At 66.1% G+C, this 23,351-nt stretch carries 23 protein-coding genes and 1 pseudogene; 14 read left to right on the forward strand and 10 right to left on the reverse strand.

Going from position 1 to position 23,351, the window contains the following annotated elements:
* Nucleotides 1–46 precede the first annotated feature (46 nt).
* A complete protein-coding gene (locus HMPREF2924_RS04290) occupies nucleotides 47–1,291 on the forward strand; it encodes a serine hydrolase domain-containing protein (RefSeq protein ID WP_003136520.1) in 1,245 nt (414 codons plus the stop codon).
* 44 nt (nucleotides 1,292–1,335) lie between these two features.
* Here HMPREF2924_RS04290 and HMPREF2924_RS04295 read toward each other — a convergent pair whose 3' ends face one another.
* From HMPREF2924_RS04295 to folE2, 3 genes are read right to left on the reverse strand one after another with little or no spacing between them, the layout of a single operon-like run.
* The gene (locus HMPREF2924_RS04295; RefSeq protein ID WP_003097095.1) at nucleotides 1,336–2,673 is read right to left on the reverse strand and encodes a dihydroorotase; all 1,338 of its coding nucleotides are present in this window, start codon (nucleotides 2,671–2,673) and stop codon (nucleotides 1,336–1,338) included.
* Between the two features lie 2 nt (nucleotides 2,674–2,675).
* The gene (locus tag HMPREF2924_RS04300) at nucleotides 2,676–3,236 is read right to left on the reverse strand and encodes a gamma carbonic anhydrase family protein (RefSeq protein WP_003099663.1); all 561 of its coding nucleotides are present in this window, start codon (nucleotides 3,234–3,236) and stop codon (nucleotides 2,676–2,678) included.
* Nucleotides 3,233–4,129 carry a GTP cyclohydrolase FolE2 gene (gene folE2 / locus HMPREF2924_RS04305; RefSeq protein ID WP_003136519.1) on the reverse strand — a complete coding sequence of 299 codons (897 nt, stop codon included), beginning with the start codon at nucleotides 4,127–4,129 and terminating at the stop codon, nucleotides 3,233–3,235. The genes HMPREF2924_RS04300 and folE2 overlap by 4 nt, the downstream gene beginning before the upstream one ends.
* A 99-nt stretch (nucleotides 4,130–4,228) precedes the next feature.
* On the opposite strand from folE2, the gene HMPREF2924_RS04310 reads away from it, so the two are divergent.
* Nucleotides 4,229–5,422 (forward strand): N-acetylmuramoyl-L-alanine amidase, encoded by a 1,194-nt coding sequence (locus tag HMPREF2924_RS04310; RefSeq protein WP_003097089.1) that lies wholly within the window; start codon nucleotides 4,229–4,231, stop codon nucleotides 5,420–5,422.
* Here the strand turns inward: HMPREF2924_RS04310 and HMPREF2924_RS04315 are convergent.
* Nucleotides 5,400–5,816, reverse strand: coding sequence for a hypothetical protein (locus HMPREF2924_RS04315; RefSeq protein WP_003097088.1), 417 nt, complete (start codon nucleotides 5,814–5,816; stop codon nucleotides 5,400–5,402). The genes HMPREF2924_RS04310 and HMPREF2924_RS04315 overlap by 23 nt on opposite strands.
* Nucleotides 5,817–5,928: 112 nt before the next feature.
* On the opposite strand from HMPREF2924_RS04315, the gene dksA reads away from it, so the two are divergent.
* Genes dksA through HMPREF2924_RS04330 form a run of 3 tightly spaced genes read left to right on the forward strand, consistent with a single transcriptional unit; the run spans nucleotide 5,929 to nucleotide 8,188 of the window.
* Complete coding sequence (gene dksA, locus HMPREF2924_RS04320) at nucleotides 5,929–6,333, forward strand: RNA polymerase-binding protein DksA (protein WP_003097086.1); 405 nt, start codon at nucleotides 5,929–5,931, stop codon at nucleotides 6,331–6,333.
* A gap of 14 nt (nucleotides 6,334–6,347) precedes the next feature.
* Complete coding sequence (gene zigA, locus HMPREF2924_RS04325; RefSeq protein WP_003097084.1) at nucleotides 6,348–7,550, forward strand: zinc metallochaperone GTPase ZigA; 1,203 nt, start codon at nucleotides 6,348–6,350, stop codon at nucleotides 7,548–7,550.
* The gene (locus HMPREF2924_RS04330) at nucleotides 7,547–8,188 is read left to right on the forward strand and encodes a DUF1826 domain-containing protein (protein ID WP_003136514.1); all 642 of its coding nucleotides are present in this window, start codon (nucleotides 7,547–7,549) and stop codon (nucleotides 8,186–8,188) included. Before zigA ends, HMPREF2924_RS04330 begins: the two co-directional genes overlap by 4 nt.
* A gap of 152 nt (nucleotides 8,189–8,340) precedes the next feature.
* Here HMPREF2924_RS04330 and HMPREF2924_RS04335 read toward each other — a convergent pair whose 3' ends face one another.
* Nucleotides 8,341–8,709 (reverse strand): hypothetical protein, encoded by a 369-nt coding sequence (locus tag HMPREF2924_RS04335; RefSeq protein ID WP_003097081.1) that lies wholly within the window; start codon nucleotides 8,707–8,709, stop codon nucleotides 8,341–8,343.
* A gap of 102 nt (nucleotides 8,710–8,811) precedes the next feature.
* Here HMPREF2924_RS04335 and HMPREF2924_RS04340 point away from each other — a divergent pair, with 102 nt between their 5' ends.
* On the forward strand, nucleotides 8,812–9,780 hold the full coding sequence (locus tag HMPREF2924_RS04340) for a CobW family GTP-binding protein (RefSeq protein WP_003122315.1): 969 nt from the start codon (nucleotides 8,812–8,814) through the stop codon (nucleotides 9,778–9,780).
* Nucleotides 9,781–9,872: 92 nt separating this feature from the next.
* Nucleotides 9,873–10,901 (forward strand): energy transducer TonB1, encoded by a 1,029-nt coding sequence (gene tonB1 / locus HMPREF2924_RS04345; RefSeq protein ID WP_003136512.1) that lies wholly within the window; start codon nucleotides 9,873–9,875, stop codon nucleotides 10,899–10,901.
* Nucleotides 10,902–11,316: 415 nt separating this feature from the next.
* Here tonB1 and HMPREF2924_RS04350 read toward each other — a convergent pair whose 3' ends face one another.
* Both HMPREF2924_RS04350 and HMPREF2924_RS04355 read right to left on the reverse strand, forming a co-directional pair.
* Nucleotides 11,317–12,624 carry an MFS transporter gene (locus HMPREF2924_RS04350; RefSeq protein WP_003109136.1) on the reverse strand — a complete coding sequence of 436 codons (1,308 nt, stop codon included), beginning with the start codon at nucleotides 12,622–12,624 and terminating at the stop codon, nucleotides 11,317–11,319.
* Nucleotides 12,625–12,939: 315 nt separating this feature from the next.
* The gene (locus HMPREF2924_RS04355; RefSeq protein WP_009316041.1) at nucleotides 12,940–14,697 is read right to left on the reverse strand and encodes a cation:proton antiporter; all 1,758 of its coding nucleotides are present in this window, start codon (nucleotides 14,695–14,697) and stop codon (nucleotides 12,940–12,942) included.
* 363 nt (nucleotides 14,698–15,060) lie between these two features.
* Between HMPREF2924_RS04355 and HMPREF2924_RS04360 the strand changes: the two genes are divergently transcribed.
* From HMPREF2924_RS04360 to HMPREF2924_RS04370, 3 genes are all read left to right on the forward strand, one after another.
* Complete coding sequence (locus HMPREF2924_RS04360; protein ID WP_003097066.1) at nucleotides 15,061–15,912, forward strand: Tim44 domain-containing protein; 852 nt, start codon at nucleotides 15,061–15,063, stop codon at nucleotides 15,910–15,912.
* A gap of 196 nt (nucleotides 15,913–16,108) precedes the next feature.
* Nucleotides 16,109–16,510 (forward strand): SMI1/KNR4 family protein, encoded by a 402-nt coding sequence (locus tag HMPREF2924_RS04365; protein WP_070700377.1) that lies wholly within the window; start codon nucleotides 16,109–16,111, stop codon nucleotides 16,508–16,510.
* 217 nt (nucleotides 16,511–16,727) lie between these two features.
* A complete protein-coding gene (locus HMPREF2924_RS04370; protein ID WP_003097061.1) occupies nucleotides 16,728–16,940 on the forward strand; it encodes a YgdI/YgdR family lipoprotein in 213 nt (70 codons plus the stop codon).
* Between the two features lie 16 nt (nucleotides 16,941–16,956).
* Here HMPREF2924_RS04370 and HMPREF2924_RS04375 read toward each other — a convergent pair whose 3' ends face one another.
* Nucleotides 16,957–17,637 carry a GntR family transcriptional regulator gene (locus tag HMPREF2924_RS04375; protein WP_023094960.1) on the reverse strand — a complete coding sequence of 227 codons (681 nt, stop codon included), beginning with the start codon at nucleotides 17,635–17,637 and terminating at the stop codon, nucleotides 16,957–16,959.
* 64 nt (nucleotides 17,638–17,701) lie between these two features.
* Nucleotides 17,702–18,483 (reverse strand): annotated as a pseudogene (locus tag HMPREF2924_RS04380) (SDR family NAD(P)-dependent oxidoreductase).
* Nucleotides 18,484–18,598: 115 nt separating this feature from the next.
* Here HMPREF2924_RS04380 and HMPREF2924_RS04385 point away from each other — a divergent pair.
* The 3 genes from HMPREF2924_RS04385 (at nucleotide 18,599) to HMPREF2924_RS04395 (ending at nucleotide 22,215) form a co-directional block, all read left to right on the forward strand.
* Nucleotides 18,599–19,993, forward strand: a complete 1,395-nt coding sequence (locus tag HMPREF2924_RS04385) for an aspartate aminotransferase family protein (RefSeq protein ID WP_003109132.1) — start codon at nucleotides 18,599–18,601, stop codon at nucleotides 19,991–19,993.
* A gap of 1 nt (nucleotide 19,994) precedes the next feature.
* The gene (locus HMPREF2924_RS04390; RefSeq protein ID WP_003136474.1) at nucleotides 19,995–21,362 is read left to right on the forward strand and encodes a glutamine synthetase family protein; all 1,368 of its coding nucleotides are present in this window, start codon (nucleotides 19,995–19,997) and stop codon (nucleotides 21,360–21,362) included.
* 94 nt (nucleotides 21,363–21,456) lie between these two features.
* Nucleotides 21,457–22,215, forward strand: coding sequence for an SDR family NAD(P)-dependent oxidoreductase (locus tag HMPREF2924_RS04395; protein ID WP_003097046.1), 759 nt, complete (start codon nucleotides 21,457–21,459; stop codon nucleotides 22,213–22,215).
* A 47-nt stretch (nucleotides 22,216–22,262) separates the two neighbouring features.
* Here the strand turns inward: HMPREF2924_RS04395 and HMPREF2924_RS04400 are convergent, their stop codons facing one another.
* The gene (locus tag HMPREF2924_RS04400) at nucleotides 22,263–23,018 is read right to left on the reverse strand and encodes a hypothetical protein (protein WP_003136472.1); all 756 of its coding nucleotides are present in this window, start codon (nucleotides 23,016–23,018) and stop codon (nucleotides 22,263–22,265) included.
* Nucleotides 23,019–23,178: 160 nt separating this feature from the next.
* On the opposite strand from HMPREF2924_RS04400, the gene HMPREF2924_RS36890 reads away from it, so the two are divergent.
* The coding region (locus HMPREF2924_RS36890; RefSeq protein WP_049262500.1) for an acyl-CoA thioesterase at nucleotides 23,179–23,351 on the forward strand (173 nt) is incomplete at its 3' end.

Consider the following 23,351-nt stretch of genomic DNA (forward strand, 5'->3'; position numbering starts at 1 on the left):
AAAACCGACGAAGCCGGAGCTGCTTCCGGTCATAAGGAAAACGTCCATGCGTAGCTGTATATCCGTCTTCCGGCCGGCCCTGCTGGCGCTGTTCGTCTCGGCAAGCGGCTCGGCCGGCGCCGACGCGGCTGTGGAAAACCCGCGGATCGGCCGTGCCGCCGATCTCTATGAACTGATCCCGGAATACCAGCCGGACACCTACCGGAACATGGACAAGGTCTATCCGACCCGGGTTATCCACAAGGGGACCAAGGTCCGTCCGCTGCCGGCGGGTGCGGCCATCGCGCCGCGCTACCGGATCGGCGGCGAGGAATACGGCGTCGACGATTTCATGCGGCGCAACCGCGTTGGCGGCGTGCTGGTCCTCAAGGATGGCAAGATCGCCCTGGAGCGCTACGGCCTGGGCAACGACGAACGCACGCGCTGGACCTCGTTCTCGGTGGTCAAGTCGATCTCCTCGACCCTGGTGGGCGCCGCCGTGCAGCAGGGCCTGCTGGCTCTCGACCAGCCTGTGGACAAGTACCTGCCGAGCCTGGCCGGCTCCGCCTACCAGGGGGTGACGGTGGAGCAGGTCCTGCAGATGAGTTCCGGGGTCCGCTGGAACGAGACCTATCGCGATCCGAAGTCCGACCGCCGGCAGATGTTCGACGCCCAGCTCGCCGAACGTCCCGGTGGCATCCTGCGGCTGCTGGCGAGCCTGCCGCGGCAGTACCCGGCCGGTACCCACTTCACCTACAGCACCGGAGAGTCGCACCTGCAGAGCGAGCTGCTGCACGCGGCGACCCGCATTCCGGTGAGCGACTACCTGTCCGAGCGGATCTGGGCGCGGATGGGCATGGAGAGCGACGGCTTCTGGCAACTGGAATCGCCGGCCGGGCAAGAGATTGGCAGCAGCGGCTTGAGCGCGACCCTGCGCGACTATGGCCGCTTCGGCCAGTTCGTCCTCGAGGACGGGGTGATCGATGGTGAACGCATCCTTCCCGAAGGTTGGGTCGATCGTGCCAGTCGCGTCGAGGCTTCTTCCCACCTGGCCCCGGGCAAGCTCTACGATGGCGAATACGCGCTCGGCTACGGCTACCAGTGGTGGACCTTCCCGGTGGGCGCCAAGGCCCTGCCCGAGCATGACGGCGGGGCCTTCGAAGCCCAGGGCATCTTCGGCCAGTACCTCTACATCAACCGCAAGGAGAAGATCGTGGCGGTGGTCTGGAGCGCCTGGCCGAAGCCGGAGATGGACGATCGCGAGGAGGAGACCTATGCCTTCCTTGGCGCGGCGGTGAAAGCCCTGCGCTAGGGTCGTGGGCGAACGGATATCCACAGCAGGCTGTGGACAAGACTTCAGCGGGAAAACCGCAGGGGCAGTCCCTGGCAATCGTCGGACAGGCGTCCCGCGTGCCAGGCGAGTTGCCCGGAGACGATGGTGGTATCGATCCGATGGTGGAATGCCCGGTGGCGGAACGGCGTCCAGTTGCAGCGCGACAGCAGCGGCATGGCGCTGGCCAGCGCCGGGTGCTCCAGTTCGCTGACCAGCACCAGGTCGGCCCAGTAGCCTTCGCGGAGGAAACCGCGATCGGCGATGGCGAACAGTTCGGCGACCCGGTGGCTGGTCTTCGCCACCAGGGTGGCCAGCGACAGCCAGCCTTCGCGGACCAGCTCCAGGAGTGCCGGCAACGCATGCTGGACCAGTGGCAGGCCGGCCGGCGCCTGTGGATAAGCCTGCTGCTTCTCGGCCCAGGCGTGCGGCGCGTGGTCGGTGCCGATCACGTCCAGGCGGTTGCCGGCCAGCGCCCTGCGCAGGGCGTCGCGGTCCTCGCGGCTCTTGATCGCCGGGTTGCACTTGAGCAGATGGCCGAGGCGGGCGTAGTCGCTGTCGTCGAACAGCAGGTGGTGGACGCAGACTTCCGCGGTGATGCGTTTCTGGCACAGCGGCTTGTCCTCGAACAGGGCCAATTCGCGCGCTGTGGATAAGTGCAGGACATGCAGCAGCGTGCCATGTCGTTGCGCCAGTTCCACCGCCAGGGCGGTGGAACGGTAGCAAGCCTCGGCGTCGCGAATGCGCGGGTGGGCGGCTGCCGGAATACGTTCGCCGAAGCGTTGTCGCCAGCGCGCCAGGTTGGCTTCGATCCGCGGCGTGTCTTCGCAATGGCTCAGCAGCAGGGTCGGAACGCTGGCGAACAGGCGCTCCAGGGTCGGCAGGTCGTCCACCAGCATGTCGCCGGTGGAGGCGCCCATGAACACCTTCACCGCGGCGACCTCGCGTGGATCGAGGGCGGCCACGGTGTCGAGGTTGTCGCGGCTGACGCCGAAGTGGAAACCGTAGTTGGCCACGCTATGGGCGGCGGCGAGGCGCTTCTTTTCCGCCAGCGCTTCGAGGCTCAGCGTCGCCGGGCGGGTATTGGGCATGTCCATGAAACTGGTGATGCCGCCCGCCACGGCGGCGCGGGATTCGCTGGCGATCGAGCCCTTCTGTGGATAACCCGGCTCGCGGAAGTGTACCTGGTCGTCGATCATTCCCGGCAGCAGGTAGCGTCCGGCGGCATCGATCTCCCGGCTGGCGCCGCAGTTTTCCAGGCAGCCGGCGATGCGTTCGATGCGACCGTGGCGGACCAGCAGATCGCCTTCGCGTACCTGTCCCTCGTTGACCATCCGGGCATTGCGGATCAGCAGGCTTTGCATGTTCAGAACTCGTTCTGCAGCGACTTGTAGCCGCGTACCAGGTCGACGTTGGTGCGCGCCACGTCTTCCGAGAACTCGCTGGCCGAAACGCTGACCCGCGGCATGCTCGCCAGGTCGGTGCGCGGACCGATGCGCTCGGTGGACGGTACGTAGAAACCCGCTGGCAGGTCGCAGCCGTCGACCACCGCGTTGTGGCGGACCACGCAGCCATCGCCGACCCGGCAGTTGAACAGCACGCTGTTGAAGCCGATGAAGACCCGGTCGCCGACTTCGCAAGGACCGTGGACGATGGAGCGGTGGGCGATGGAGCTGTGCTCGCCGATGGTCACCGCGGCACCCGACTTGGAATGGATCACCACGCCGTCCTGGATGTTCGAGTTGGCGCCGATCACGATCGGTTGCATGCCGCCGTCGGCGTCGACTTCGTCGGCACGGATCACCGCGTAGGGACCGACGAAGACGTTGGCCTGGATGATCACCTTGCCGCAGATGATCGCGGTCTTGTCCACATAGGCCGATTCGTCGATCACCGGCAGGTCGCCGGAGGGATTCTTGCGGATCATGCGGCACCTCGCTGCCAGTGGCTTTCGGCGACGGCGTCGTGGGCATGCAGGCTTTCCGCATGGACGACCCGTACGGAGAACCGGCTCGCCTGTGGATAACCCTGCAGGGCGCGGTGCAGCCGACGCACCGCGTCTTCGCAGAACATCAGGTTCTGTCCGTTGGCGAGGGCGAAGGCCTGCTCGTCGGCGCGTTTCACCGCAGTCTGCACCGCGGTGCCGAGGGCGCTTTCGCCGAGATCCGCCAGCTCTTCCAGGGGCAGTCCGATGCAGTCTTCCGCCAGGCCGATGCGCAGGTGCGCGCTGCTGCGCTGGCTGTGCGGGGTGGCGACGATGCCGGCGCTACTGCCGAGCCAGGCGAGCACGCTGGCATGATCGAGCGGCTGTCCGGCGAAGTCCTGGTCGAAGCGCTCCTGGATCAATTGCCGGGCCAGTGCCGCCGAACAGGGGCAGGTCGAGGAGTAGGTCAGCTCGAGATGGGCTTCGGCCTGGAAGTCATCGCCTTCCAGGCGCGTGTCCAGCACCAGTGGATAACGTTTCCAGCCGCTCAGCGGGCTGACCAGCGCCGGACGCCGCAGCAGCGGCGCGAGGCGCAGGCGCAGGTAGGCGCGACGCGACAGGCCGGCGTGGCTGTCGAGGAAGCGTTGCAGGACGGCGCGCAGGCGGGAAAGGTCTAGCTCGCCCTGTTCCAGTTCGGCCAGCGCCAGGTAGAGGCGCGACATATGGATGCCGCGGGCCTGCGGGTCGTCCAGGCTGACACCGGCATCGGCTTCGGCGGCGACCCTCTGCCCGCCGATCTGCACGGGGAGGGCGATGCCCTGCATGCCGACCCAGTCCAGGGGAAGATCGGCGGTGGTGGTCTGGCGGGCAATATCGGGAAGCGTCAAGGCATTCATGGAGAACTCGAAGAAGGGCAGGCAAGGCCTGGAAATGGCTTGAATGTTATAATATAACGTATTAGCTAATGCCGACCCTTGCAATCGGGTATTTCGTCGATGAAGCGCCGTCGCCTCCTGCAAAGCCTGCTCGCCGGCCTGGCCCTCCAGCCGTTCCTGGCCGCCAGCGCCAATGTACGAATCCGCCAGGCCCGGGCCTGGAATTCCTCGGAAAGCTGGCGCCTGGTGCTGGAACTGGACGGCCCGCCGCGTTATCGAACCTTTTCCCTGCAGGCCCCCGAGCGGTTGATCCTCGACCTGCCCGACGCGCAATTGCTCGCAACGCTCTCCGAGCTGCCGCTGGACGGCCCCGTGCGCGCCATCCGCAGCGGCCAACTGGGTGGCGGCGGGACGCGCATCGTCCTCGACCTGCGCCAGGCGGTCAGGCCGCGCAGCTTCGCCCTGGAACCGCAGGCAGGAAAGGGCCATCGCCTGGTCCTGGACCTTTATCCACAGGCGCTGGCGGCTCCCCCCGAGCCGATGCTGGCGCTGGCCCGCCCGCTACCCTCGACGGGCCGCGACATCCTCGTGGTGGTCGATGCCGGCCATGGCGGCAAGGACCCCGGCGCGGTCGGTAGCAAGGGCGAGCGCGAAAAGGACGTGGCGCTGGCCATCGCCCGCCTGCTGGCGCGGCGGATCGACCGCGAGAAAGGCTTCAAGGCGCGCCTGGTGCGCAACGGCGACGTGTTCGTTCCGCTGCGCAAGCGGCCGGAAGTGGCTCGGCGCTACAACGCCGACATGTTCGTCTCGGTGCACGCCGACGCGGCGCCGCGACTGACCGCCTCCGGCGCATCGGTATATGCCCTCTCCGAGCATGGCGCCAGCTCGACCATGGCGCGCTGGATGGCCGATCGCGAGAACGGCGCCGACCTGATCGGCAACAGCGGCAACCTGCCGCTACAGGGCCGCGACAAGGTACTCGCCGGGGTGATCCTCGACATGGCCCTGAGTTCGACCATCGCCAGCAGCCTGGACCTCGGCCACAGCGTTCTCGGCCAGTTGTCGGACGTCACCGCGCTGCACCAGAAGCGTGTCGAGCAGGCCGGCTTCGCCGTGCTCAAGTCGCCGGACATCCCTTCGATCCTGGTGGAGACCGGCTTCATCTCGAATCGCGGCGATTGTCGCCGGTTGATGGACGAACGCCATCGCCAGCGCCTGGCCGAGGCGATCTTCGCTGGCGTGCAGGGCTACTTCCGGCAACGCCCTCCCGCCGGCAGCTACCTGGCGGCGCTCAGCGCGCAGCCTCCCGGCTAGGGCCTTCGCTGCAGCCGCTGACCCGCCCGCAGGTCAGGCGTTGGCGCTGGCCCGATGAACTGCTCAGGCGGCTGACGCTGGTCCAGCCGATGTTGCGGCTGAGGCCGACCCAGATTTCCCCGTCGCTGGCGATGCCGCTGAAGAAGGTCAGGCGCCCGTAGCGCGTATTGGTCTGGGCCCAGCGTCGTCCGCTTGCCGCGTCGTAGCCGCGCAGCCAGGTGTCGTTGCCGCCGGTGGCGACGCTGTAGTGGTTGCCCAGCCGATCCATGCAGGCCAGAACGGTGCGCAGGTAGGCGCATTCCGCCGGGCGGGTGCCGGGAAGAAAGCCCTGCGCCTGTGCCGCCGGAGCGAGCAGCAGGAGGGCCAGGCAGTAAAGGCGGAGGACGCGGCGCATCGGTGGATCCCGGGATGACATGGGCCCAGGGTAGCCGGAAGGCGATTGGCGGGCCATCGATTGTGGTGTTAATTGTTATAGTATAACGTTTTAAATTTCCCAGGTTCAGCCTATGACCGAACAGGAACTGCTTGCCCAGCCCGACGCTGCCTACATGGACGAAGCCCAGCAGGACTTCTTCCGCGACCTGCTGCTGCGCCAGCGCCAGGAACTGCAGGCGCGCATCGAAGGCGAATTCGGCGAGCTGCGCGATCTCGAACGCCCCAGCGACGAGGCCGACCTGGCTTCCCGCGAGGAACAGCGGCAATGGCAACTTCGCCTGCTGGAGCGGGAGAAGAAGCTGCTCGACAAGATCGACGAAGCGCTGGAGCGCCTGGCCCGCGGCGACTACGGCTGGTGCCAGGAAACCGGCGAGCCGATCGGCCTGCGCCGCCTGCTGTTGCGTCCCACCGCCACCCTCTGCATCGAGGCGAAAGAGCGCCAGGAGAAGCGCGAACGCCACGTGCGGCACAACTGAAGAGGTTACCAACCGTGAACCAACGCCTACCTGTCACCGTGCTGTCCGGCTTTCTCGGCGCCGGCAAAAGCACGCTGCTCAACCATGTGCTGAAGAACCGCGAGAACCGCCGGGTTGCGGTGATCGTCAACGATATGAGTGAAATCAATATCGATGGCAGCGAAGTCCAGCGCGATGTCAGCCTGAACCGCGCTGAAGAGCGCCTGGTGGAGATGAGCAACGGCTGTATCTGCTGCACCCTGCGCGAAGACCTGCTGGAAGAGGTCGGCCGTCTCGCCCGGGAAGGCCGCTTCGACTACCTGCTGATCGAGTCCACCGGGATTTCCGAGCCGATGCCGGTGGCCGAGACCTTCACCTTCCGCGACGAGCTGGACCGCAGCCTGTCCGACGTGGCGCGACTGGATACCATGGTCACGGTGGTCGACGGGATGAATTTCCTCCGCGACTACCAGGAGGCCGCCAGCCTGGCCAGCCGTGGCGAAACCCTCGGTGAGGAGGATCAGCGCTCGATCACCGACCTGCTGATCGACCAGGTCGAATTCGCCGATGTGATCCTGGTCAGCAAGATCGACCTGATCTCCAGCGAGCAGCGCGAGGAACTGCTGGCGATCCTGCGCCAGCTCAATGCCGAGGCGGAGATCCTGCCGATGGTGATGGGTCAGGTGCCGCTGGCGAAGATCCTCGATACCGGTCGCTTCGATTTCGATCGCGCGGCGTCCGCGCCGGGCTGGCTGAAGGAACTGCGCGGCGAGCACCTGCCGGAAACCGAGGAATATGGCATCGCCTCCATGGCCTACCGGGCGCGCCGTCCGTTCCACCCCGCGCGCTTCCACGCCTTCCTGCACAATCCGCTGAAGCAGGGGCGGCTGCTGCGCTCCAAGGGCTTCTTCTGGCTCGCCAGCCGGCCCCGCGAGGCTGGCAGCTGGTCGCAGGCCGGCGGCCTGATGCGCTACGGCCTGGCGGGCCGCTGGTGGCGCTTCGTGCCGACCGGACAGTGGCCACAGGACGAAGAGGGCCTGCGGGCGATCATGCGGCACTGGGAGGAAGGCGTCGGCGACTGTCGCCAGGAGCTGGTTTTCATCGGCCAGAACCTGGACTTCACGGCCCTGCGCGCAGCCCTCGATGCTTGCCTGCTGGATGATGCCGAGATGAACCTGGGCATTCCGGGCTGGCAGGGCCTGGACGACCCCTTCGAGGACTGGGGGCACGCCGCATGAGCGCACTGCCACAGGAAAGTCTGTTGCCGCGCCAGGCGTTCGGCGAAGACCCCCAGGTGCTGGCCGAGGTGCTTCGCGACGGGGTCAACCTGGCGGTCTGGACACGCCGGCTGAACCCGGCGCTGCGCGACTTCGCCGCCGCCCTGGTACGCAACCGGCCGGGACTGGCGCTGAGCCAGACGCTGGAGATGGAAGAGGAACGGCTACCCGCCTTGGACGGCCTGCTCGACGCGCGGCAACTGCCGGGACAAGCCGATTTCCTCGACGACCTGGGCTGGCTGGTCGAGGCCTTCTTTTGCCTGACCGGGGCGCGGCGTATCGGCCTGCGCCTGCGCGTTCTGGATAAACCGATGTGCCCGCGTTTCCATGTCGACCACGTGCCGCTGCGGCTGGTCACCACCTACCAGGGCGCTGCCAGCGAATGGCTGGACGAGTCCGGCCTGGACCGTCGGCTGCTTGGTGGAGCACAGGCGGAAGTTGTCGATGAACAGCTTATCCATAGCTTGTCCACAGGCGACGTGGCGCTGCTCAAGGGCGAACGCTGGGAGGGTAACGAAGGTGCCGGACTGGTGCATCGCTCGCCGCGAGCGGAGCCCGGGCTGGCGCGCCTGCTGTTGACCCTGGACTGGCTTGCCTGAGCCTGTGGACAAGTGTCTTTCGAGGAATAAAAAAAGGCCATCCGCAGATGGCCTATCACCAAAAAGTCGTCCTACCTTGGGGATGGGGACGAAGGGTGCTGAGGTACCCGACTCCCATTTAGCCCGGACGCTGTGACAGGCTGATGACGCGCTCAGGGCTTTTTCGCGGCGCTAGGCTCTTCCCAGCGGCCTTGGCTCTGGCTGGCGCAGAACGGCTCCAGGTAGCGTGCGTCGGTCGCGATGCCGTAGTAGAAGATGTCCTGCCGATAGGGCGCATTGGGTACCCTGGCGTCGCGGCAGACACCGAAGGCGCCCGTCGGACACTCCTCGGCGAACGCCACCTCGACCTTCTGGCCCTGCAGTTGTGGCTGGCAGAAGCCTTCGCGGAACAGCTTGGCCGGGATGCTGCGGTTCTGCTGGCAGACCTTCACATCGAGATTCTTCGCCTGGCTATGGACGATGCAGGCTTCGGCCAGGGCCAGGCCCGGCAGGCAGGACAGGAAGAACAGGAACGGGCGCATGCGAGGACTCCATTGCAGACGGGCGCGACTCTAGCACGGGGCCTGGCTCCCCGCAGGCAAGGACCGCATTGATCCACAGGCTTTCACATTCCGGTTGCGCAGATGCTTCGAGAGATACCCACACACCTGATCGGCGGCCCCCTGGGGGCCGGCAAGACCAGCCTGATCCGCTCGCTGCTGGCGCAGAAGCCGGCGGGCGAGCGCTGGGCGGTGCTGGTCAACGAGTTCGGCGAGATCGGCCTGGATGCCGCGCTGCTGGCCACGGACGTCGACGGCGTGGCCATCGGCGAGGTGGCGGGCGGGTGCCTCTGCTGCGTCAATGGCGTGCCGTTCCAGGTGGGGCTCGGTCGCTTGTTGCGTCGGGCACGACCGGACCGGCTGTTCATCGAACCCTCCGGGTTGGGACATCCGCTGGCGCTGTGGAAGCAGCTGCAGGCTCCTCCCTGGTCCGGCGTCCTGGCCCTGCAACCCCTGGTAGTGGTGCTGGATGCCGCCGCGCTGGCCTCCGGCCAACCGCTGCCGGAGGCACAGGAACAGGCGCTGGAAGCGGCCGGCATGTTGCTGCTGAACAAATCCGAAGCGCTCGACGCGACGCAGCGCTGCGCCGTGCGCGCGCGCCTGCCGGTCCTGCCGTTGCGCTGGAGCGTGCGCGGCCACCTGGCATTGCGCGATCTGCCGACCAGCGTTGCCGGGGAAGGTAGCGCGACGACCTGGGCGGCCCTGCCGGACGCGCCTGCTCAGTTGGGAACGGTGCTGCCCGCCGAGCGACCGCTGCGCGCCGTGCGCGAGCAGGACGGCCAGTTGGCCATCGGCTGGCGGCTGGCGCCGTCGGTGCGTTTCGATCGGGTCGCAGTGGACGCCTGGCTGAGCCGTTTGTCCGGACTGCGGCGGGCCAAGGCGGTGCTGCATTGCGCGGACGGTTGGTATGCAGCGAATGCCGCGCCGTTTGTGGATAACTGGGGCAAGTCCTCGTGGCGGCGGGATAATCGGCTGGAACTGATCCTCGCCGCAGGCGCGGATGAAGAGGCGCTCGAAGAGGCGTTCCTGGCGTGTCGGATGGTCGCGGAATGATCCGCCAAGGTTGCCCTGAGGACGCGACTGAATGATAATAATTATCAGAAGACTCTACTTCCTTACCTTTCACTTCTCCGCAGGTCGCCCTCATGTCGCCACAGCCTTCACGGTCGCCTGACCGTTTTTCGCTGGCCGCGCTCGCCGAAGACCACCCCACCGCTCCCGCCCAGGGAGACGAAAGCGAGTCCCTGCCATGCGTGAATGCCCAGCGCGGAGAACCCAACCTGCGCGTGGTGGACTGCTCCGGTGCGCGCCGCGACGAGGAAGTGGCGGTCGAGGAAGTGCTGATCCCCTACGCCCATGGCAGCGATCCCGACGACGTCCCCGGCGAGCCGCCCAAGTCGCGCTGGTGGCTGTCTTCCGGCGCGGCGGTGGCGATGCATGTGGCGATCATCGGTGCGCTGGTGTGGGTGATGCCGACCCCGGCCGAACTCAACCTTGGCCACGGCGAACTGCCGAAGACCATGCAGGTGAATTTCGTCCAGCTCGAGAAGAAGGCCGAGCCGACCCCGCAGCCGCCGGCTGCCGCGCCGGAACCGACGCCGCCGAAGATCGAGGAACCCAAGCCGGAGCCGCCGAAGCCGAAGCCGGTGGAAAAACCCAAGCCCAAGCCGAAACCCAAGCCCAAACCGGTGGAAAACGCCATTCCCAAGGCCAAGCCGAAGCCGGAACCCAAACCCAAGCCGGAACCCGAGCCGAGCACGGAAGCATCCAGCCAGCCCAGCCCGTCCAGCGCCGCGCCGCCGCCCGCGCCTACCGTCGGGCAGAGCACGCCCGGCGCGCAGACTGCGCCCAGCGGCTCGCAAGGCCCGGCCGGCCTGCCCAGCGGCAGCCTCAACGACAGCGACATCAAGCCGCTGCGCATGGATCCTCCGGTCTATCCGCGGATGGCCCAGGCGCGGGGTATCGAAGGCCGGGTGAAGGTGCTGTTCACCATCACCAGCGATGGCCGCATCGACGACATCCAGGTGCTGGAGTCGGTGCCGTCGCGCATGTTCGACCGCGAAGTGCGCCAGGCCATGGCCAAGTGGCGTTTCGAGCCGCGTGTCAGCGGTGGCAAGATCGTCGCCCGCCAGGCGACCAAGATGTTCTTCTTCAAGATCGAGAAGCGCCGCTGAGGCGGTTCGCCGACAACGAAAAGAGCCGCGCCTTCGAGCGCGGTTTTTTTATTCCCGGTAGGTCTCGCAGACGGGGCCTCGCTGCCTGGGGACGGCAGGCCCCTTGCGCTGTTCCGCCGTGGGAACGCGAGGAGATCGGCGTTTACGCGCCAAGGTTCCAGCCCCGCCGGAATGACGAGCCGCAGGGTGAATAACCGCTTGCGGTTATCCGCCGTGGAACGCAGGGGCACCGGCGGATTACTCCGCCGGCGTTGCGCGCCCTAGGGTTCCGGTCGGGATGCCGTGCCGTGGACCAACAGCCGGCGGGTGTGGGGAAATCGGTTGCCGCGCCAAAAAGCAGGACGGCGACCCGAAGATCGCCGTCCTGTGGATAAAAAGGCCCGGAGTGTGTCGGGGCCATGAGCACGAGGCTCAATCAATCGGTCGTGATCTTCGAGTGCTTCTGGGTGTCCTTCATGAACACATAGACCAGCAGCGAGCAGGCGATGCAGGCGGTGACGTACCAGTAGAAGCCGCTCTCCAGGCCGACGCTCTTGAACCACAAGGCAACGTATTCGGCGGTGCCGCCGAAGATCGACACGGTCAGGGCATACGGCAGGCCGACGCCCAGGGCGCGGATCTCGGTGGGGAACAGTTCGGCCTTCACTACCGCGTTGATCGAGGTGTAGCCGCTGACGATCACCAGCGCCGCCATGATCAGGAAGAACGCGCCCCACCAGCTGTCGACGCTGTGCAGGGTGCTGAGGATCGGGTAGGTGAAGATGGTGCCGAGTACGCCGAAGGCGATCAGGATCGGCCGCCGGCCGATCTTGTCGGAGAGGGCGCCGACGATGGGCTGCAGCAGCATGAAGAGGAACAGGGTGGCAGCCGAGATCATGGTCGAATCGGTCTTGCTCATGCCTACCGTGTTCACCAGGTACTTCTGCATGTAGGTGGTGTAGGTGTAGAAGGCCAGGGTGCCGCCCATGGTCAGGCCGACCACGGTCAGCACTTCCTTCGGGTGGCGCAGCAGGGTGCGCAGCAGGCTTTCCTTCGGCTCTTCCTTCTTCTTCGAGAAGGACTCGGTCTCTTCCATGCCGCGACGCAGGAACATCGCCACCACTGCGCACAGCGCGCCGATGAAGAAGGGGACGCGCCAGCCCCAGCTTTCCAGTTGTTCTACGGTCAGGGTCTGTTGCAGGACGATCAGCACCGCCAGGGCGATGAGCTGGCCGGAAATCAGGGTCACGTACTGGAAGCTGGAGAAGAACCCGCGCTGTTCCTTGTTCGCCATCTCGCTCAGGTAGGTGGCGGAGGTGCCGTATTCGCCGCCGACCGACAGGCCCTGGAGCAGGCGCGCGACCACCAGCAGGATCGGCGCGGCGACGCCGATGGTTTCGTAGCTGGGGGTCAGGGCGATGATCAGCGAGCCGAAGCACATCAGCAGCACCGAGGCCAGCAACGCCGCCTTGCGGCCCTTGCGGTCGGCATAGATACCCATCAGCCAGCCGCCGATCGGGCGCATCAGGAAGCCCACGGCGAAGATAGCTGCGGTGTTCAGCAGTTGGGCGGTCATGTCGCCCTGGGGGAAGAATGCCTTGGCGAAGTACAGCGAGAAGGCGGCGTAGACGTACCAATCGTACCACTCGACCAGGTTGCCGACGGAACCGCTGAAGATCGACTTGATGCGTTGCGAAGTGGTGCGGGGCTGGGCAGACGCGGAAATGGCGTTGGCGCTTTCCATCGTGTTTCCTCTTTTCGTTGTTGTCTTGGATGTGCTGATCAGGGCGCAGCACACCGGCACATCGCGAGGGCGACGTATTGGATGGCTCGATAGCAGGCGGCGTGCCAACGCGGGAAAGCCGCGTGGGGACTGGGTTGGAAGAGGAGCGGGGTGGTCTTGGCCGAGCGGGAGTCCGCCGACCGGGAGAGTGGATAAGCGGAAATCCGCCGATCCTTCAGGGCAAAGGGTCCGATAGCGACATCAGGTGCAGGCGAGGGCGAATAACCGCAGCGTGGTTATCCGCCGATTCGACGGCAGGCCGGGATCGCTTGGCTCTCAGTGGCTGCCCTTTTCCTGGTCGAGGGTTTCCATCAGGGCGATCTGCATCCGCGAATGCACGCGGATCAGCCAGCGCCAGAGCACTGCGATCACCAGGCCGGCGACCAGGACCACTACGACCAGCAACTCGCCCGGCGGCAGGATGCTCGAGCTGAGCGCAGCCAGCAGCACCATCATGCCGGCCAGCGACAGCAGCGGGATCACCTCGGAGATCACCCGGCGTACCCGCGCCGTATGGCGTCCGGCTTTCTCCGGCTTGACCCCGAGTTCGGCCAGCAGCATCGACAGAGCCTTGAGCTTGCGGTACGCGGCGATCAGGAAGGCCAGCGAGACCAGCAGCGCGCCGCCCCAGATCAATGCCTTGTGCAGTCCATCGTAGGCGACCCACTGGCTCATCCAGGCGGAAAGCGTATCGGCGAAATAGCCGCCGGCGAGGAAGATCGCGATCACCAGCGCCAGGTTCACCCCGACTTGCAGCAGGATGCGCCGGATCATCGCCGCCAGCACCGCACGGTCGCCCTGCGGCTGGATGCTGCGCAGCCAGTCGCCGTAGTGGCCGAAGATCCTCGCCATGCGCTGCGGCATGGCGTTGGCCAGGTGCTGCGAGAGCGGATCGGCGGCGCGGATCAGGTACGGGGTGAGCAGGGTGGTGATGGCCGAGACCGCTACCGCCACCGGGTAGAGGAAGTCGCTGGTGACTTTCAGGGTCATGCCCAGGGCGGCGATGATGAAGGAGAACTCGCCGATCTGCGACAGGCCCATGCCGACCCGCAGCGAGGTGCGTCCATCGTTGCCGGCGATGAACGCGCCCATGCCGCAGGAAAACATCTTGCCGAGCACCACCGCGACGGTGATCAGGGCGATCGGCCAGGCGTACTCGACGAGGATCTTCGGATCGATCAGCAGGCCGATGGCGACGAAGAAGATCGCACTGAACATGTCACGGACCGGCTCGATCAGCCGTTCGATCTGCACCAACTGACGCGACTCGGCCATGATCGCGCCGATCAGGAAGGCGCCGAGCACCATGCTGTACTCCAGCTTCACCACCAGCAGGCAGAAGCCGAAGCACAGGCCGAGCACGGTGACCAGCAGCATCTCGTTGCTCTCGAACTTCGCCACGTAGGCCAGCAGGCGCGGCACCAGGAGGATGCCGACGACCAGCGCGACGATCATGAACAGGCTGAGCTTGCCGACCGTGGAGAACACCTCGCCGGTTTCCACCGAACCGCTCACGGCGATTCCCGACAGCAGGGCGATGATGCCGATGCCGAGGATGTCCTCGACGATCAGCACGCCGAAGATCAGTTGGGCGAAGCGCTCGTTCTTCATCTTCAGGTCGCCGAGCGCCTTGACGATGATGGTGGTGGAGGAGATCGCCAGGATCGCGCCGAGGAACAGCGAGTCCATGGTGCTCCACTCGAAGAAGCGACCGATCTCGAAGCCGATCCAGATCATCAGGACGATTTCCAGGAACGCCGCGATGAACGCCGTGGCGCCGACCTGGAAGAGCTTGCGCAGGCTGAATTCCAGGCCGAGGCAGAACATCAGGAAGATCACCCCGAGTTCGGCCAGGGTCTTGATCGTGTCTTCGTCGTGGATCAGCCCGAAGGGCGGGGTGTGCGGGCCGATGATGAAGCCGGCGACGATGTAGCCGAGGACCACCGGTTGGCGCAGGCGGTGGAAGAGAATGGTGACCACGCCGGCCACCAGCATGATCACGGCGAGGTCCTGGATGAAATCGACGGCATGCATGGCGGCGGTCCTCGCTCGAGTGGGAATGGGTCGGCAAACGCGCGACCGGGAAGCCTCGCAGAGCCGCAGACTAGCACTGGCAAGTGCTTGATCGGGGTACTGAAAAAAACTGTAACAGACCTTTCTGCAAGGCTTTGCGCTGCGCCTTTCCAGCCGCCGGGCGGGCGTTCGTCCGCCGATCCGGGATAGCGCCTGTCATCCTCGTCAACGACGGTGTACCCTGGCGCCGACCCGCGAGCCAGACGCGGCGGGCGAAAAAACGGCGGCCGCGGAGCAATAGCCCGAAACAAAATCCGGCTGGTCCTGCCGCCCGTACCGCCGCAACATGACGCGCGTCGATTCCCCCAAGAGAGAAAGACTACAATGCAGCGTGTTCTCAGCATCGCCCTCGCCTTCTGCCTGGCGCTGACCGTCAGCCTGGATGCCAATGCCAAGCGCTTTGGCGGCGGCAAGAGCCTCGGCTCGGCACCCAGCCACCAGACCCGCCAGGCGCAGCCGGCCACTGCGCCGAACGCCACTGCTGCCGCCCCCAACGCCGCCCGTCCCGCCGCTGCCGCCAGCGGTGCTTCGCGCTGGCTCGGCCCGCTGGCCGGTATCGCCGCCGGCGGCCTGCTCGCCTCCATGTTCATGGGCGACGGCTTCGAAGGCATCCAGATGCTCGATATCCTGTTGATCGCCCTGGTGGCCTTCATTGCCTTCCGCTTCATCGCCGCTCGCCGGCGCCAGCAGAACCAGGGGCAGCCGGCGATGGCCGGGCACGCGCCGATGCAGCGCGAAATGCCGGCCCAGGCGCCGATCTTCGGTGGCGCTGCCGCCACTGCTGCGCCGAGCCCGGTGATCAACGCGCCGAGCTGGTTCAACGAGGAGCGCTTCGTCGGTGCCGCTCGCGAACACTTCATGTCCCTGCAGCAGCATTGGGATGCCAACGAGATGGACAAGATCGCCGAGTTCGTCACCCCGCAGATGTTGCAATGGCTGAAGCAGGAGCGCGCCGAGATCGGCGACGCCTACCAGTCCACCTACATCGACAATCTGGTCGTGCAACTGGACGGCGTCGACGACCAGGCCGACAAGACCATCGCCACCCTGACCTTCAGCGGTGTGTCGAAGACCTCGCGCTTCGACCAGGGCGAAGCCTTCAGCGAAAGCTGGCGGATGGAGCGCGCCCAGGGCGAGAACCAGCCATGGCTGGTGGCCGGTATCCGGCAGAACTGATCCCGAGTGGTTGCGGTCCCTTCGGGGGGCCGCCGAAACCCCCGCTCCCGCCAGGGAGCGGGGGTTTTTCATTTCCGTTGGCGGGTTGACCGACCATTCGTCCGGCGCCATGGCCGAAGGCCAGCCACGACACTTGTCTTGCGCTCGGTGCGGCTACTGTATAAAAAGCGCGCCACCCGTTGCGAGAGAGCCTGTCGTGGAAGACGTCATCGAAAAACTGCGTGAACTCAACGAACCGGTTCCGGTGCCCCTGGAACTGCCGGAAGAAGAACTGCTGGTGGAAATCGAGGAAGAGCTGCTGATCGGTATTCCCGCCGAATTCCGCGAATTCCTCCTGCTGGTCAGCGATGTGGTCTACGGCCGCCTGGAGCCGGTGACCGTGACCGATCCGCACTCGCACACCTACCTGCCCGAAGTGGCGGCCACTGCCTGGGACCTGGGCGTTCCGCGCGAGCTGATCCCGCTTTGCGAGGACGACGGCAGCTACTACTGCGTGGTGGAGGACGGCGAGGTGGTGCTCTGGGCCGGTGGCGACCTCACCGATGAAAGCTGGGATTCGGTGTGGGTCTGGGCTCGCGACGTCTGGCTGGAGAGTTGAACCTGAACCGCCGCAAAGGCTCTGCAACGTGCCTTTTCGGCTGACTTCCCGACGTCGCGCGAGGCTGCCTGGAGGCCCTGCGCGCCGCCGTCGGCGCTTCGTCTCCGACAAAGCGCCGCTGCGCTAAGGAATTTCCCTCGATTGCCACGGTCACAAGGGCAATTCCGCACTTGTCGCTCCGGATGTAGGCAAGTGCGCTGCCCCGTGTGGAGATTCTATGAAGTTCAAAGCTCTGTTCGCTGCATTGCTGCTGACCAGCCTGGCGGGTTGCGCCAACCAGGCGGTGGTCACTTTGCAAGATGGCAGCGAGGTCCTGGTCAAGGATCAGTCGGATTACGACAAATACAATGACTACTACGAGTTCGAACAGCTGAATGGCGACACCATCCTGATCAAGAAGGACAATGTGCGCACCATTCGCCCGCAGTAGCGGCGCTTATCTCCCGTCAGGCGTGCTCGCCGGTACGGTGTCGCTTTCGTGGCCGGGCCTCCAGCTCCAGGAGGTTCAGCAGGTACTGGCCGAAGTAGGCCAGGTCCTGTTCGATCGCCGCGCGCGCGGCCGGGCCGTCGCCGCGGCGTAGCGCGTCCAGGGCGTCCTCGTGGAAATCGTTCAGGCGTAGGGAGAGGTCGGCCTCGGTGAACAGCCGGTTGAAGAACGGCCCGACCTGTAGCCAGAGCGTCTCGATGAGACGCAGCAGCACCGGGTTGCCGCAGGCGCGGTAGAGCGTCAGGTGGAATTCGCTGTTGGCTTCCAGGTAGGCCTGTACCTCGCGTCGGCGCAAGGCGTCCTCCATTCGCCGCAGACAACCTTCGAGTCCTTCCAGTGCCTGCTCGTCCAGCCGGCCGCTGGCGCTTTCGGCCGCCAGCCCTTCGAGGGACAGGCGCACCTGGAGGATCTGCAGGAAACGCTCGCGGGTCATCAGCGGCACCCTGAGCGAGCGTTGTGCCTCGCCCTCCAGCGCCCCTTCCGCCACCAGCCGTTGCAGGGCGGCGCGAACCGGCATCGGGCTGGTGCCCCACTGGTTCGCCAGGTCGCGGATCTTCAGTCGCTCGCCGGGCTGGAAACGTCCGGCCAGCAAGTCTTCCCGCAGTCGTTGGTAGAGTCGTTCCTGGAGATTCTCGGCCATGGTCAGCTCCGGGTCGCCGGTGGCGCCGGAAGCTGGGAAAGCGTCAGGTTGCAGTTGCGCATGTTCAGCTCCGTTTGTTTTCGATCAGGCAGTTGCCGCCGTCCACCACCAGCAGTTCGCCGTTGACGAAGCTGGCTTCGGGCGAGGCGAGGAAGGCCACCGCGGCGGCCACCTCTGCGGGCCGGCCGGCACGTCCGCTGGGGCTGGCCAGGGCGGCCTGGCGTTCTTCGGCGGTGCTCGAGGCGGTGGCGATCCAGCCCGGCGCGACGCTGTTCACCGTGATGCCGCTCTTCGCCACCTCCAGCGCCAGGCCCATGCTCCAGCCGACCAGACCGGCCTTGGCCGCGCTATACGCGGCTTCGCCCGGGTTGCTGCCGCGGGTTCCGGTGGTGGAGGCGACGTTGACGATCCGCCCGTAGCCGCGCTCGCGCATGCCCGGCAGCAGGCCGCGGGTGAGCAGGAAAGCACTGGTCAGGTTGCGCGACAGGGACAGTTGCCAATCCCGCAGCGAGGTCGCTTCCACTGCGCTGAAGGGTTCCGCGCTGTTCAACTGGGCCATGCCGGCATGTTCACCAGGATGTCGACCCGTCCCCACTGGGCTTCGGCCCAGTCCAGCAGACCCTGCACCTGGGCTTCGTCGGTCAGGTCGGCGCTCGCGGCGCGCACGTCGTGACCACATGCGCTCAGTTCCTCCGCTCGTTGCCTAATCCGCTCGCTGCTGGCGGTGATCAGCAGGCGCACGCCTTCGCGGGCCAGCCGCCGGGCAATGGCGAAACCGATGCCGAGTTCGCTGCCGGCGCCGCTGATGAGCGCGACCTGGCCTGTCCACTTCGGAAAATCGTTCATTTTGTGATCACAAAATTGACATGGAAAAACAGATTATCAGTGCTTTCAACTACTGTATTGACTTTTTTGTGATCACAAATGAAAGTTGTGCGAAATAAAAAACGAGGTGTTCGAAATGACCGCCAGTGGCATCGCCGAAGCCGCCGTGGAAACCTTCATGGCCCGCGAGCAGCAACGTTTCCTTGCGCAAAATCCACAGTCCGTCGCGCTCGCCGAGCGAGCCCGGCGTGCGTTGTTCGACGGCGTGCCGATGCACTGGATGAGCGATTGGTCGACACCCTGTCCGCTGTTCGTGGAGCGTGCCCACGGCGCGCGTTTCCATGATGTGGATGGCCACGTCTACGTGGACTTCTGCCTGGGCGACACCGGCAGCATGTTCGGTCATTCTCCGGCGCCGATCGCCCGGGCACTCGCCGAGCAGGGCGCGAACGGCCTGACCACCATGCTTCCGGGGGAGGATGCCATCGTCGCCGGCGAGCTGCTGGCGCAGCGCTTCGGCCTGCCGTTCTGGCAGGTAGCGACCACCGCCACCGACGCCAACCGCTTCGTCCTGCGCTGGGCGCGCGCGATCACCGGTCGCAAGGTGGTGTTGGTATTCGACGGCTGCTACCACGGCACGGTCGACGACGCCCTGGTTCGCTGCCGCGACGGCCGCACCGTGCATCGCTCCGGCCTGCTCGGCCAGGCCCACGACCTCACCCAGTTCAGCCGCGCGGTGCCGTTCAACGACCTCCAGGCCTTGGAGCGGGCGCTGGCCAGCGAAGACGTGGCCGCCGTGCTCTGCGAGCCGGCGATGACCAACATCGGCATGGTCCTGCCGCAACCCGGCTTCCACCAGAAGCTGCGTGAGCTGACCCGTCGTCACGGCACGCTGCTGATCATCGACGAGACCCACACCATCTCCACCGGACCAGGCGGCTGTACCCGCGCCTGGAAACTCGAGCCGGACTTCATCACCCTCGGCAAGCCGATCGCCGGCGGCGTACCGTGCTCGGTGTATGGTTGCAGCGCGGCGATGGCCAGCGCCATGCAACTGGCCAGGACACGCGCCAGCGAGCAGAGCGAAGGCCACGGCCACAGCGGCATGGGTACCACGCTGTCGGCCAACGCCCTGGCGATGCGCTGTATGCGCGCCAACCTGGAAGAAGTGATGACCGATGCCGCCTACGCCCACATGCTGCCCCTGGCGGCGCGTCTGGCCGAGGGCTTCCGCAGGATTATCCACAAGCACGGCCTGGCCTGGTCGGTGACCGAGCTCGGTGCGCGCAGCGAGTTCCAGTTCTGCCCGCAATCCCCACGCGACGGCGCGGCCGCCGAGGCGGCGTTCCACGACAGCCTGCAGATGGCCTTGCACCTGTATCTGATCAACCGCGGCATCCTCATCACGCCGTTCCACAACATGACCCTGTGCTGCCCGGACACTCGCGAAGAAGACGTCGACCGCCTGCTCTCCAGCCTCGACGAGGCGCTCGGCGAGCTGCTCGCCATACCCGGCGCGCGGGAGGCCTGAGATGCATTTCGCCGATCCGCGGGAAGCCCGCGAGTTCCTCGCCGCACACCCCGAGGTGCGCAGCATCGAGCTGTTCCTGATCGACGCTAACGGCGTGCCGCGCGGCAAGCTGCTGCATCGCGACGAGCTGCTGGCTGTCTACGAAAGCGGGCGGCCGCTGCCGAGCACCATCCTCGGCCTGACCATCAATGGCGATGACGTCGAGGAGACCGGCCTGGTCTGGGACGTCGGCGATGCCGATTGCTGGACCTTCCCGCTGCCCGGCAGCCTGACCCTGCAACCCTGGCGGCAGTCACCGACCGGCCAGGTGCAGGTCAGCATGCATCCCGAGCTCGGGCTACCGGCCGCGGCGGGCGATCCCCGACATGTGTTGCAGCGGGTTATCCACAGCCTGCAGGCGGAGGGTTTCCACCCGGTGATGGCGGTGGAACTGGAGTTCTACCTGCTCGACCGCGAACGCGACAGCGATGGCCGGCCGTTGCCGGCGTTGCAGATGAATGGCCAGCGGCCGCGGGCGACCCAGGTCTATGGCGTCTACGAGCTGGAGCAGTTGCAGCCATTCCTCGATGACTTGTATGCCGCCTGCGAGGCCCAGGGCCTGCCGGCGCGCACGGCGATTTCGGAGTACGCGCCGGGGCAGGTGGAAATTACCCTGCAGCATCGCTTCGACACGCTCCAGGCGATCGACGAAGGCGTGCGCTACAAGCGCCTGGTCAAGGGCGTGGCGAATCGCCATGGGTTGCAGGCCTGCTTCATGGCCAAGCCGTTCGCCGATCTTTCCGGCAGCGGCCTGCACCTGCACGTCAGCCTGGCCGACGCCGCTGGCAACAATCTGTTCGCCAGCGAGGACCCGGCCGGGACCCCGCTGCTGCGCCAGGCCATCGGTGGAATGAAGGCGTGCCTGCTGGAGTCTTTGGCGCTGTTCTGTCCGAACGCCAACTCGTTCCGCCGCTTCCAGGCGAACAGCTACGCGCCGCTGGCGCCGACCTGGGGAATCAACAACCGCACCGTGTCGCTGCGGGTTCCCGGCGGCCCGCCGTCCAGCCGGCACATCGAGCACCGCATCTGCGGCGCCGACGCCAATCCCTACCTGGCGGCGGCGGCGTTGCTCGCGGCGGTGCGCCTGGGTATTCGCGAGCGACTCGACCCCGGTGCGCCGATCACTGGCAACGGCTACGCTCAAGCCACCCAGGCGTTGCCGAGTGACTGGCTGACCGCGCTGCGCGCGCTGGAGGGCTCGGCCTGGGCGCGCGAGGCGCTCGGCGAGGATTTCCTGAAGATCTACCTGGCGATCAAGCAGGCCGAATACCGTGCCTTCATGGGCGAGGTCGGCGAGCAGGACTGGCGCTGGTATCTCAACCAGGCCTGAATGAACGGCTGCCGGCGTTGTCGGTCAGTCATTGAAGCGGGCGGCCGATTGGCCGTCGGTGTTTTCCACGCGGCACAGGAGTAAGGAAAAGCAGATGAGCACGCCCGTCGTTCTTATCACTGGTGCAGCCGGCGGCTTGGGCCGGGCAATCGCCAAGCGTTTCGCCCAGAGTCATTGGCGGATCGCCGCCACGGATGTGGATAAGGAGGGCCTGCACGCGCTGAACGCGCAGGTGCCGTTGGACGCCAGCGGGGTCGCCGACCTGCGCAGCGCGGATAACTGCCATACCCTGATGTCGAAGATTCTCGCCCGCACCGGACGCCTCGACGCCCTGGTGAACGCCGCGGGCGTCTGGCGCGAGGGGCCTGTGGAAAACTTCACCGAGGAGGATTTCGACCTGGTCCTGGGAGTCAACCTCAAGGCCTCCTTCTACATGTGCCAGGCGGCGATTCCCTACCTGAAGGAAAACCAGGGCAGCATCGTCAACATCTCCAGTGACTCCGGACGCCAGGCCTACCGGGGTTCGGCGGCGTATTGCGCGAGCAAGGCGGCGCTGACCATGCTGAGCAAGACCCTGGCGCTTGAACTGGCCGAGCAGGGCGTGCGGGTCAACGCCGTGTCGCCGGCGGATATCGCCACGCCGATGCTCGACTACCAGGCCGAACGCTATGGGATGGGCAATCCGGATGGCTACAAGCGCGCGCTGCTGAAGGACTATCCACAGGGCAAGGCGGCGCGTTTCATCCGCCCGGAAGAAGTCGCCGAGCTGGTCTGGTATCTCTGCGGCCCTCAGGCCGAAGCGATCACGGGCGCCGACCTGGCGGTGGACTTCGGCCTGTCCGCTGGCCGCTGAGTGGATTTTCCACGGGTCGCTCCGCTGGAGCGGCCTGTGGAAAAGTTTCAGTCGTCCCTGGCCTGACTGGATATCTTCACCCAGTTACCGGCGGCGGCGATGCCCATGCCGCCGTAACCCTGGCAGTCCCCGCCAAGGCTCTCCACCACTCGCAGGTCGATGCCTTCCTGCCATACCAGCAGGCTGCAGCCGGCGCCCAGGCCTTCGCTGCGCAGCCGGTAGAGGGCGCCTTGCCCCTCCAGCCGACCGGACAACTCGCCGACCGCCGCGGGCCCATATTCCATCAGTTTCTCCGGATTGCCGATGCGCATCAGGGCGAAGCTCGCCTGGTAGCCGCCCTTCACCGGTTCGATCTGCAGGCTTTCCCATTCGGCCTGCCCGGCGTAGCGCAGGTAGTGCCCGGCGAGGCCCTGGAGGGACGGATAGTCGACTTTCAGGGCAACCTGTTCCAGGTTGTAGCGCGTGGCCTTGCCGCTGTAGCCGCGATCCAGCGCCAGGTTCATCCAGGCGCGGGCGTGTCCCGGTTGCCCGGCCTTGAGGCTGGTCAGCGCGAGATTGTTCAGCGCCTGTTCCGAGTCGGCTCCGCCCTGTTCCTGGCGCTCGGCCAGGCGCAATTGCCAGGCGAAGGCTTCCAGCGCCTGTGGATAACTCCCCTGTCGATAAGCCTGGGTGCCGCGCGTGTTGCATTCCGCGGCGGTGGCGCAGGGCGTATCCTCGGCCTGGATGGCAGCGGCACCGATGCCGGCAAGCACGGCCAGGGCCAGGGCCAGGGCCAGGAGAAGGATGCGAATGGCGGCAGGCATTGGCGCGATTCCCGGTGGAAAAGGGCCAGTCTAGAAAAGCCCGCGGATGTCTGCACGACCCGGCGCGATTTCGATCATGACGATTGAAAATTTGTGGCCGCTGCCGTCTTCGTTTGCGTCTATGGTGTCCCCCGCCCGTCCTGATGAGAGAAAAAGCGCTATGCAACCCGGAAACAACCAACTGTCGATGACCGTGCTGATGACCCCGGACATGGCCAATTTCTCCGGCAATGTCCATGGCGGTACCCTCCTGAAGTATCTCGACGAAGTCGCCTATGCATGCGCCAGTCGCTATGCCGGTCGCTACGTGGTGACCCTGTCGGTGGATCAGGT

Source organism: Pseudomonas sp. HMSC063H08, from assembly GCF_001813645.1.
GTDB classification, from domain to species: Bacteria; Pseudomonadota; Gammaproteobacteria; order Pseudomonadales; family Pseudomonadaceae; genus Pseudomonas; species Pseudomonas aeruginosa.

What these genes read in the sequence shown, in the direction of transcription:
- HMPREF2924_RS04290 (WP_003136520.1), top strand. Translation starts at nt 47, where the DNA reads ATGCGTAGCTGTATATCCGTCTTCCGGCCGGCCCTGCTGGCGCTGTTC.
- HMPREF2924_RS04295 (WP_003097095.1), bottom strand. Translation starts at nt 2,673, where the DNA reads ATGCAAAGCCTGCTGATCCGCAATGCCCGGATGGTCAACGAGGGACAG.
- HMPREF2924_RS04300 (WP_003099663.1), bottom strand. Translation starts at nt 3,236, where the DNA reads ATGATCCGCAAGAATCCCTCCGGCGACCTGCCGGTGATCGACGAATCG.
- folE2 (WP_003136519.1), bottom strand. Translation starts at nt 4,129, where the DNA reads ATGAATGCCTTGACGCTTCCCGATATTGCCCGCCAGACCACCACCGCC.
- HMPREF2924_RS04310 (WP_003097089.1), top strand. Translation starts at nt 4,229, where the DNA reads ATGAAGCGCCGTCGCCTCCTGCAAAGCCTGCTCGCCGGCCTGGCCCTC.
- HMPREF2924_RS04315 (WP_003097088.1), bottom strand. Translation starts at nt 5,816, where the DNA reads ATGCGCCGCGTCCTCCGCCTTTACTGCCTGGCCCTCCTGCTGCTCGCT.
- dksA (WP_003097086.1), top strand. Translation starts at nt 5,929, where the DNA reads ATGACCGAACAGGAACTGCTTGCCCAGCCCGACGCTGCCTACATGGAC.
- HMPREF2924_RS04330 (WP_003136514.1), top strand. Translation starts at nt 7,547, where the DNA reads ATGAGCGCACTGCCACAGGAAAGTCTGTTGCCGCGCCAGGCGTTCGGC.
- HMPREF2924_RS04335 (WP_003097081.1), bottom strand. Translation starts at nt 8,709, where the DNA reads ATGCGCCCGTTCCTGTTCTTCCTGTCCTGCCTGCCGGGCCTGGCCCTG.
- HMPREF2924_RS04340 (WP_003122315.1), top strand. Translation starts at nt 8,812, where the DNA reads ATGCTTCGAGAGATACCCACACACCTGATCGGCGGCCCCCTGGGGGCC.
- tonB1 (WP_003136512.1), top strand. Translation starts at nt 9,873, where the DNA reads ATGTCGCCACAGCCTTCACGGTCGCCTGACCGTTTTTCGCTGGCCGCG.
- HMPREF2924_RS04350 (WP_003109136.1), bottom strand. Translation starts at nt 12,624, where the DNA reads ATGGAAAGCGCCAACGCCATTTCCGCGTCTGCCCAGCCCCGCACCACT.
- HMPREF2924_RS04355 (WP_009316041.1), bottom strand. Translation starts at nt 14,697, where the DNA reads ATGCATGCCGTCGATTTCATCCAGGACCTCGCCGTGATCATGCTGGTG.
- HMPREF2924_RS04360 (WP_003097066.1), top strand. Translation starts at nt 15,061, where the DNA reads ATGCAGCGTGTTCTCAGCATCGCCCTCGCCTTCTGCCTGGCGCTGACC.
- HMPREF2924_RS04370 (WP_003097061.1), top strand. Translation starts at nt 16,728, where the DNA reads ATGAAGTTCAAAGCTCTGTTCGCTGCATTGCTGCTGACCAGCCTGGCG.
- HMPREF2924_RS04375 (WP_023094960.1), bottom strand. Translation starts at nt 17,637, where the DNA reads ATGGCCGAGAATCTCCAGGAACGACTCTACCAACGACTGCGGGAAGAC.
- HMPREF2924_RS04385 (WP_003109132.1), top strand. Translation starts at nt 18,599, where the DNA reads ATGACCGCCAGTGGCATCGCCGAAGCCGCCGTGGAAACCTTCATGGCC.
- HMPREF2924_RS04390 (WP_003136474.1), top strand. Translation starts at nt 19,995, where the DNA reads ATGCATTTCGCCGATCCGCGGGAAGCCCGCGAGTTCCTCGCCGCACAC.
- HMPREF2924_RS04395 (WP_003097046.1), top strand. Translation starts at nt 21,457, where the DNA reads ATGAGCACGCCCGTCGTTCTTATCACTGGTGCAGCCGGCGGCTTGGGC.
- HMPREF2924_RS04400 (WP_003136472.1), bottom strand. Translation starts at nt 23,018, where the DNA reads ATGCCTGCCGCCATTCGCATCCTTCTCCTGGCCCTGGCCCTGGCCCTG.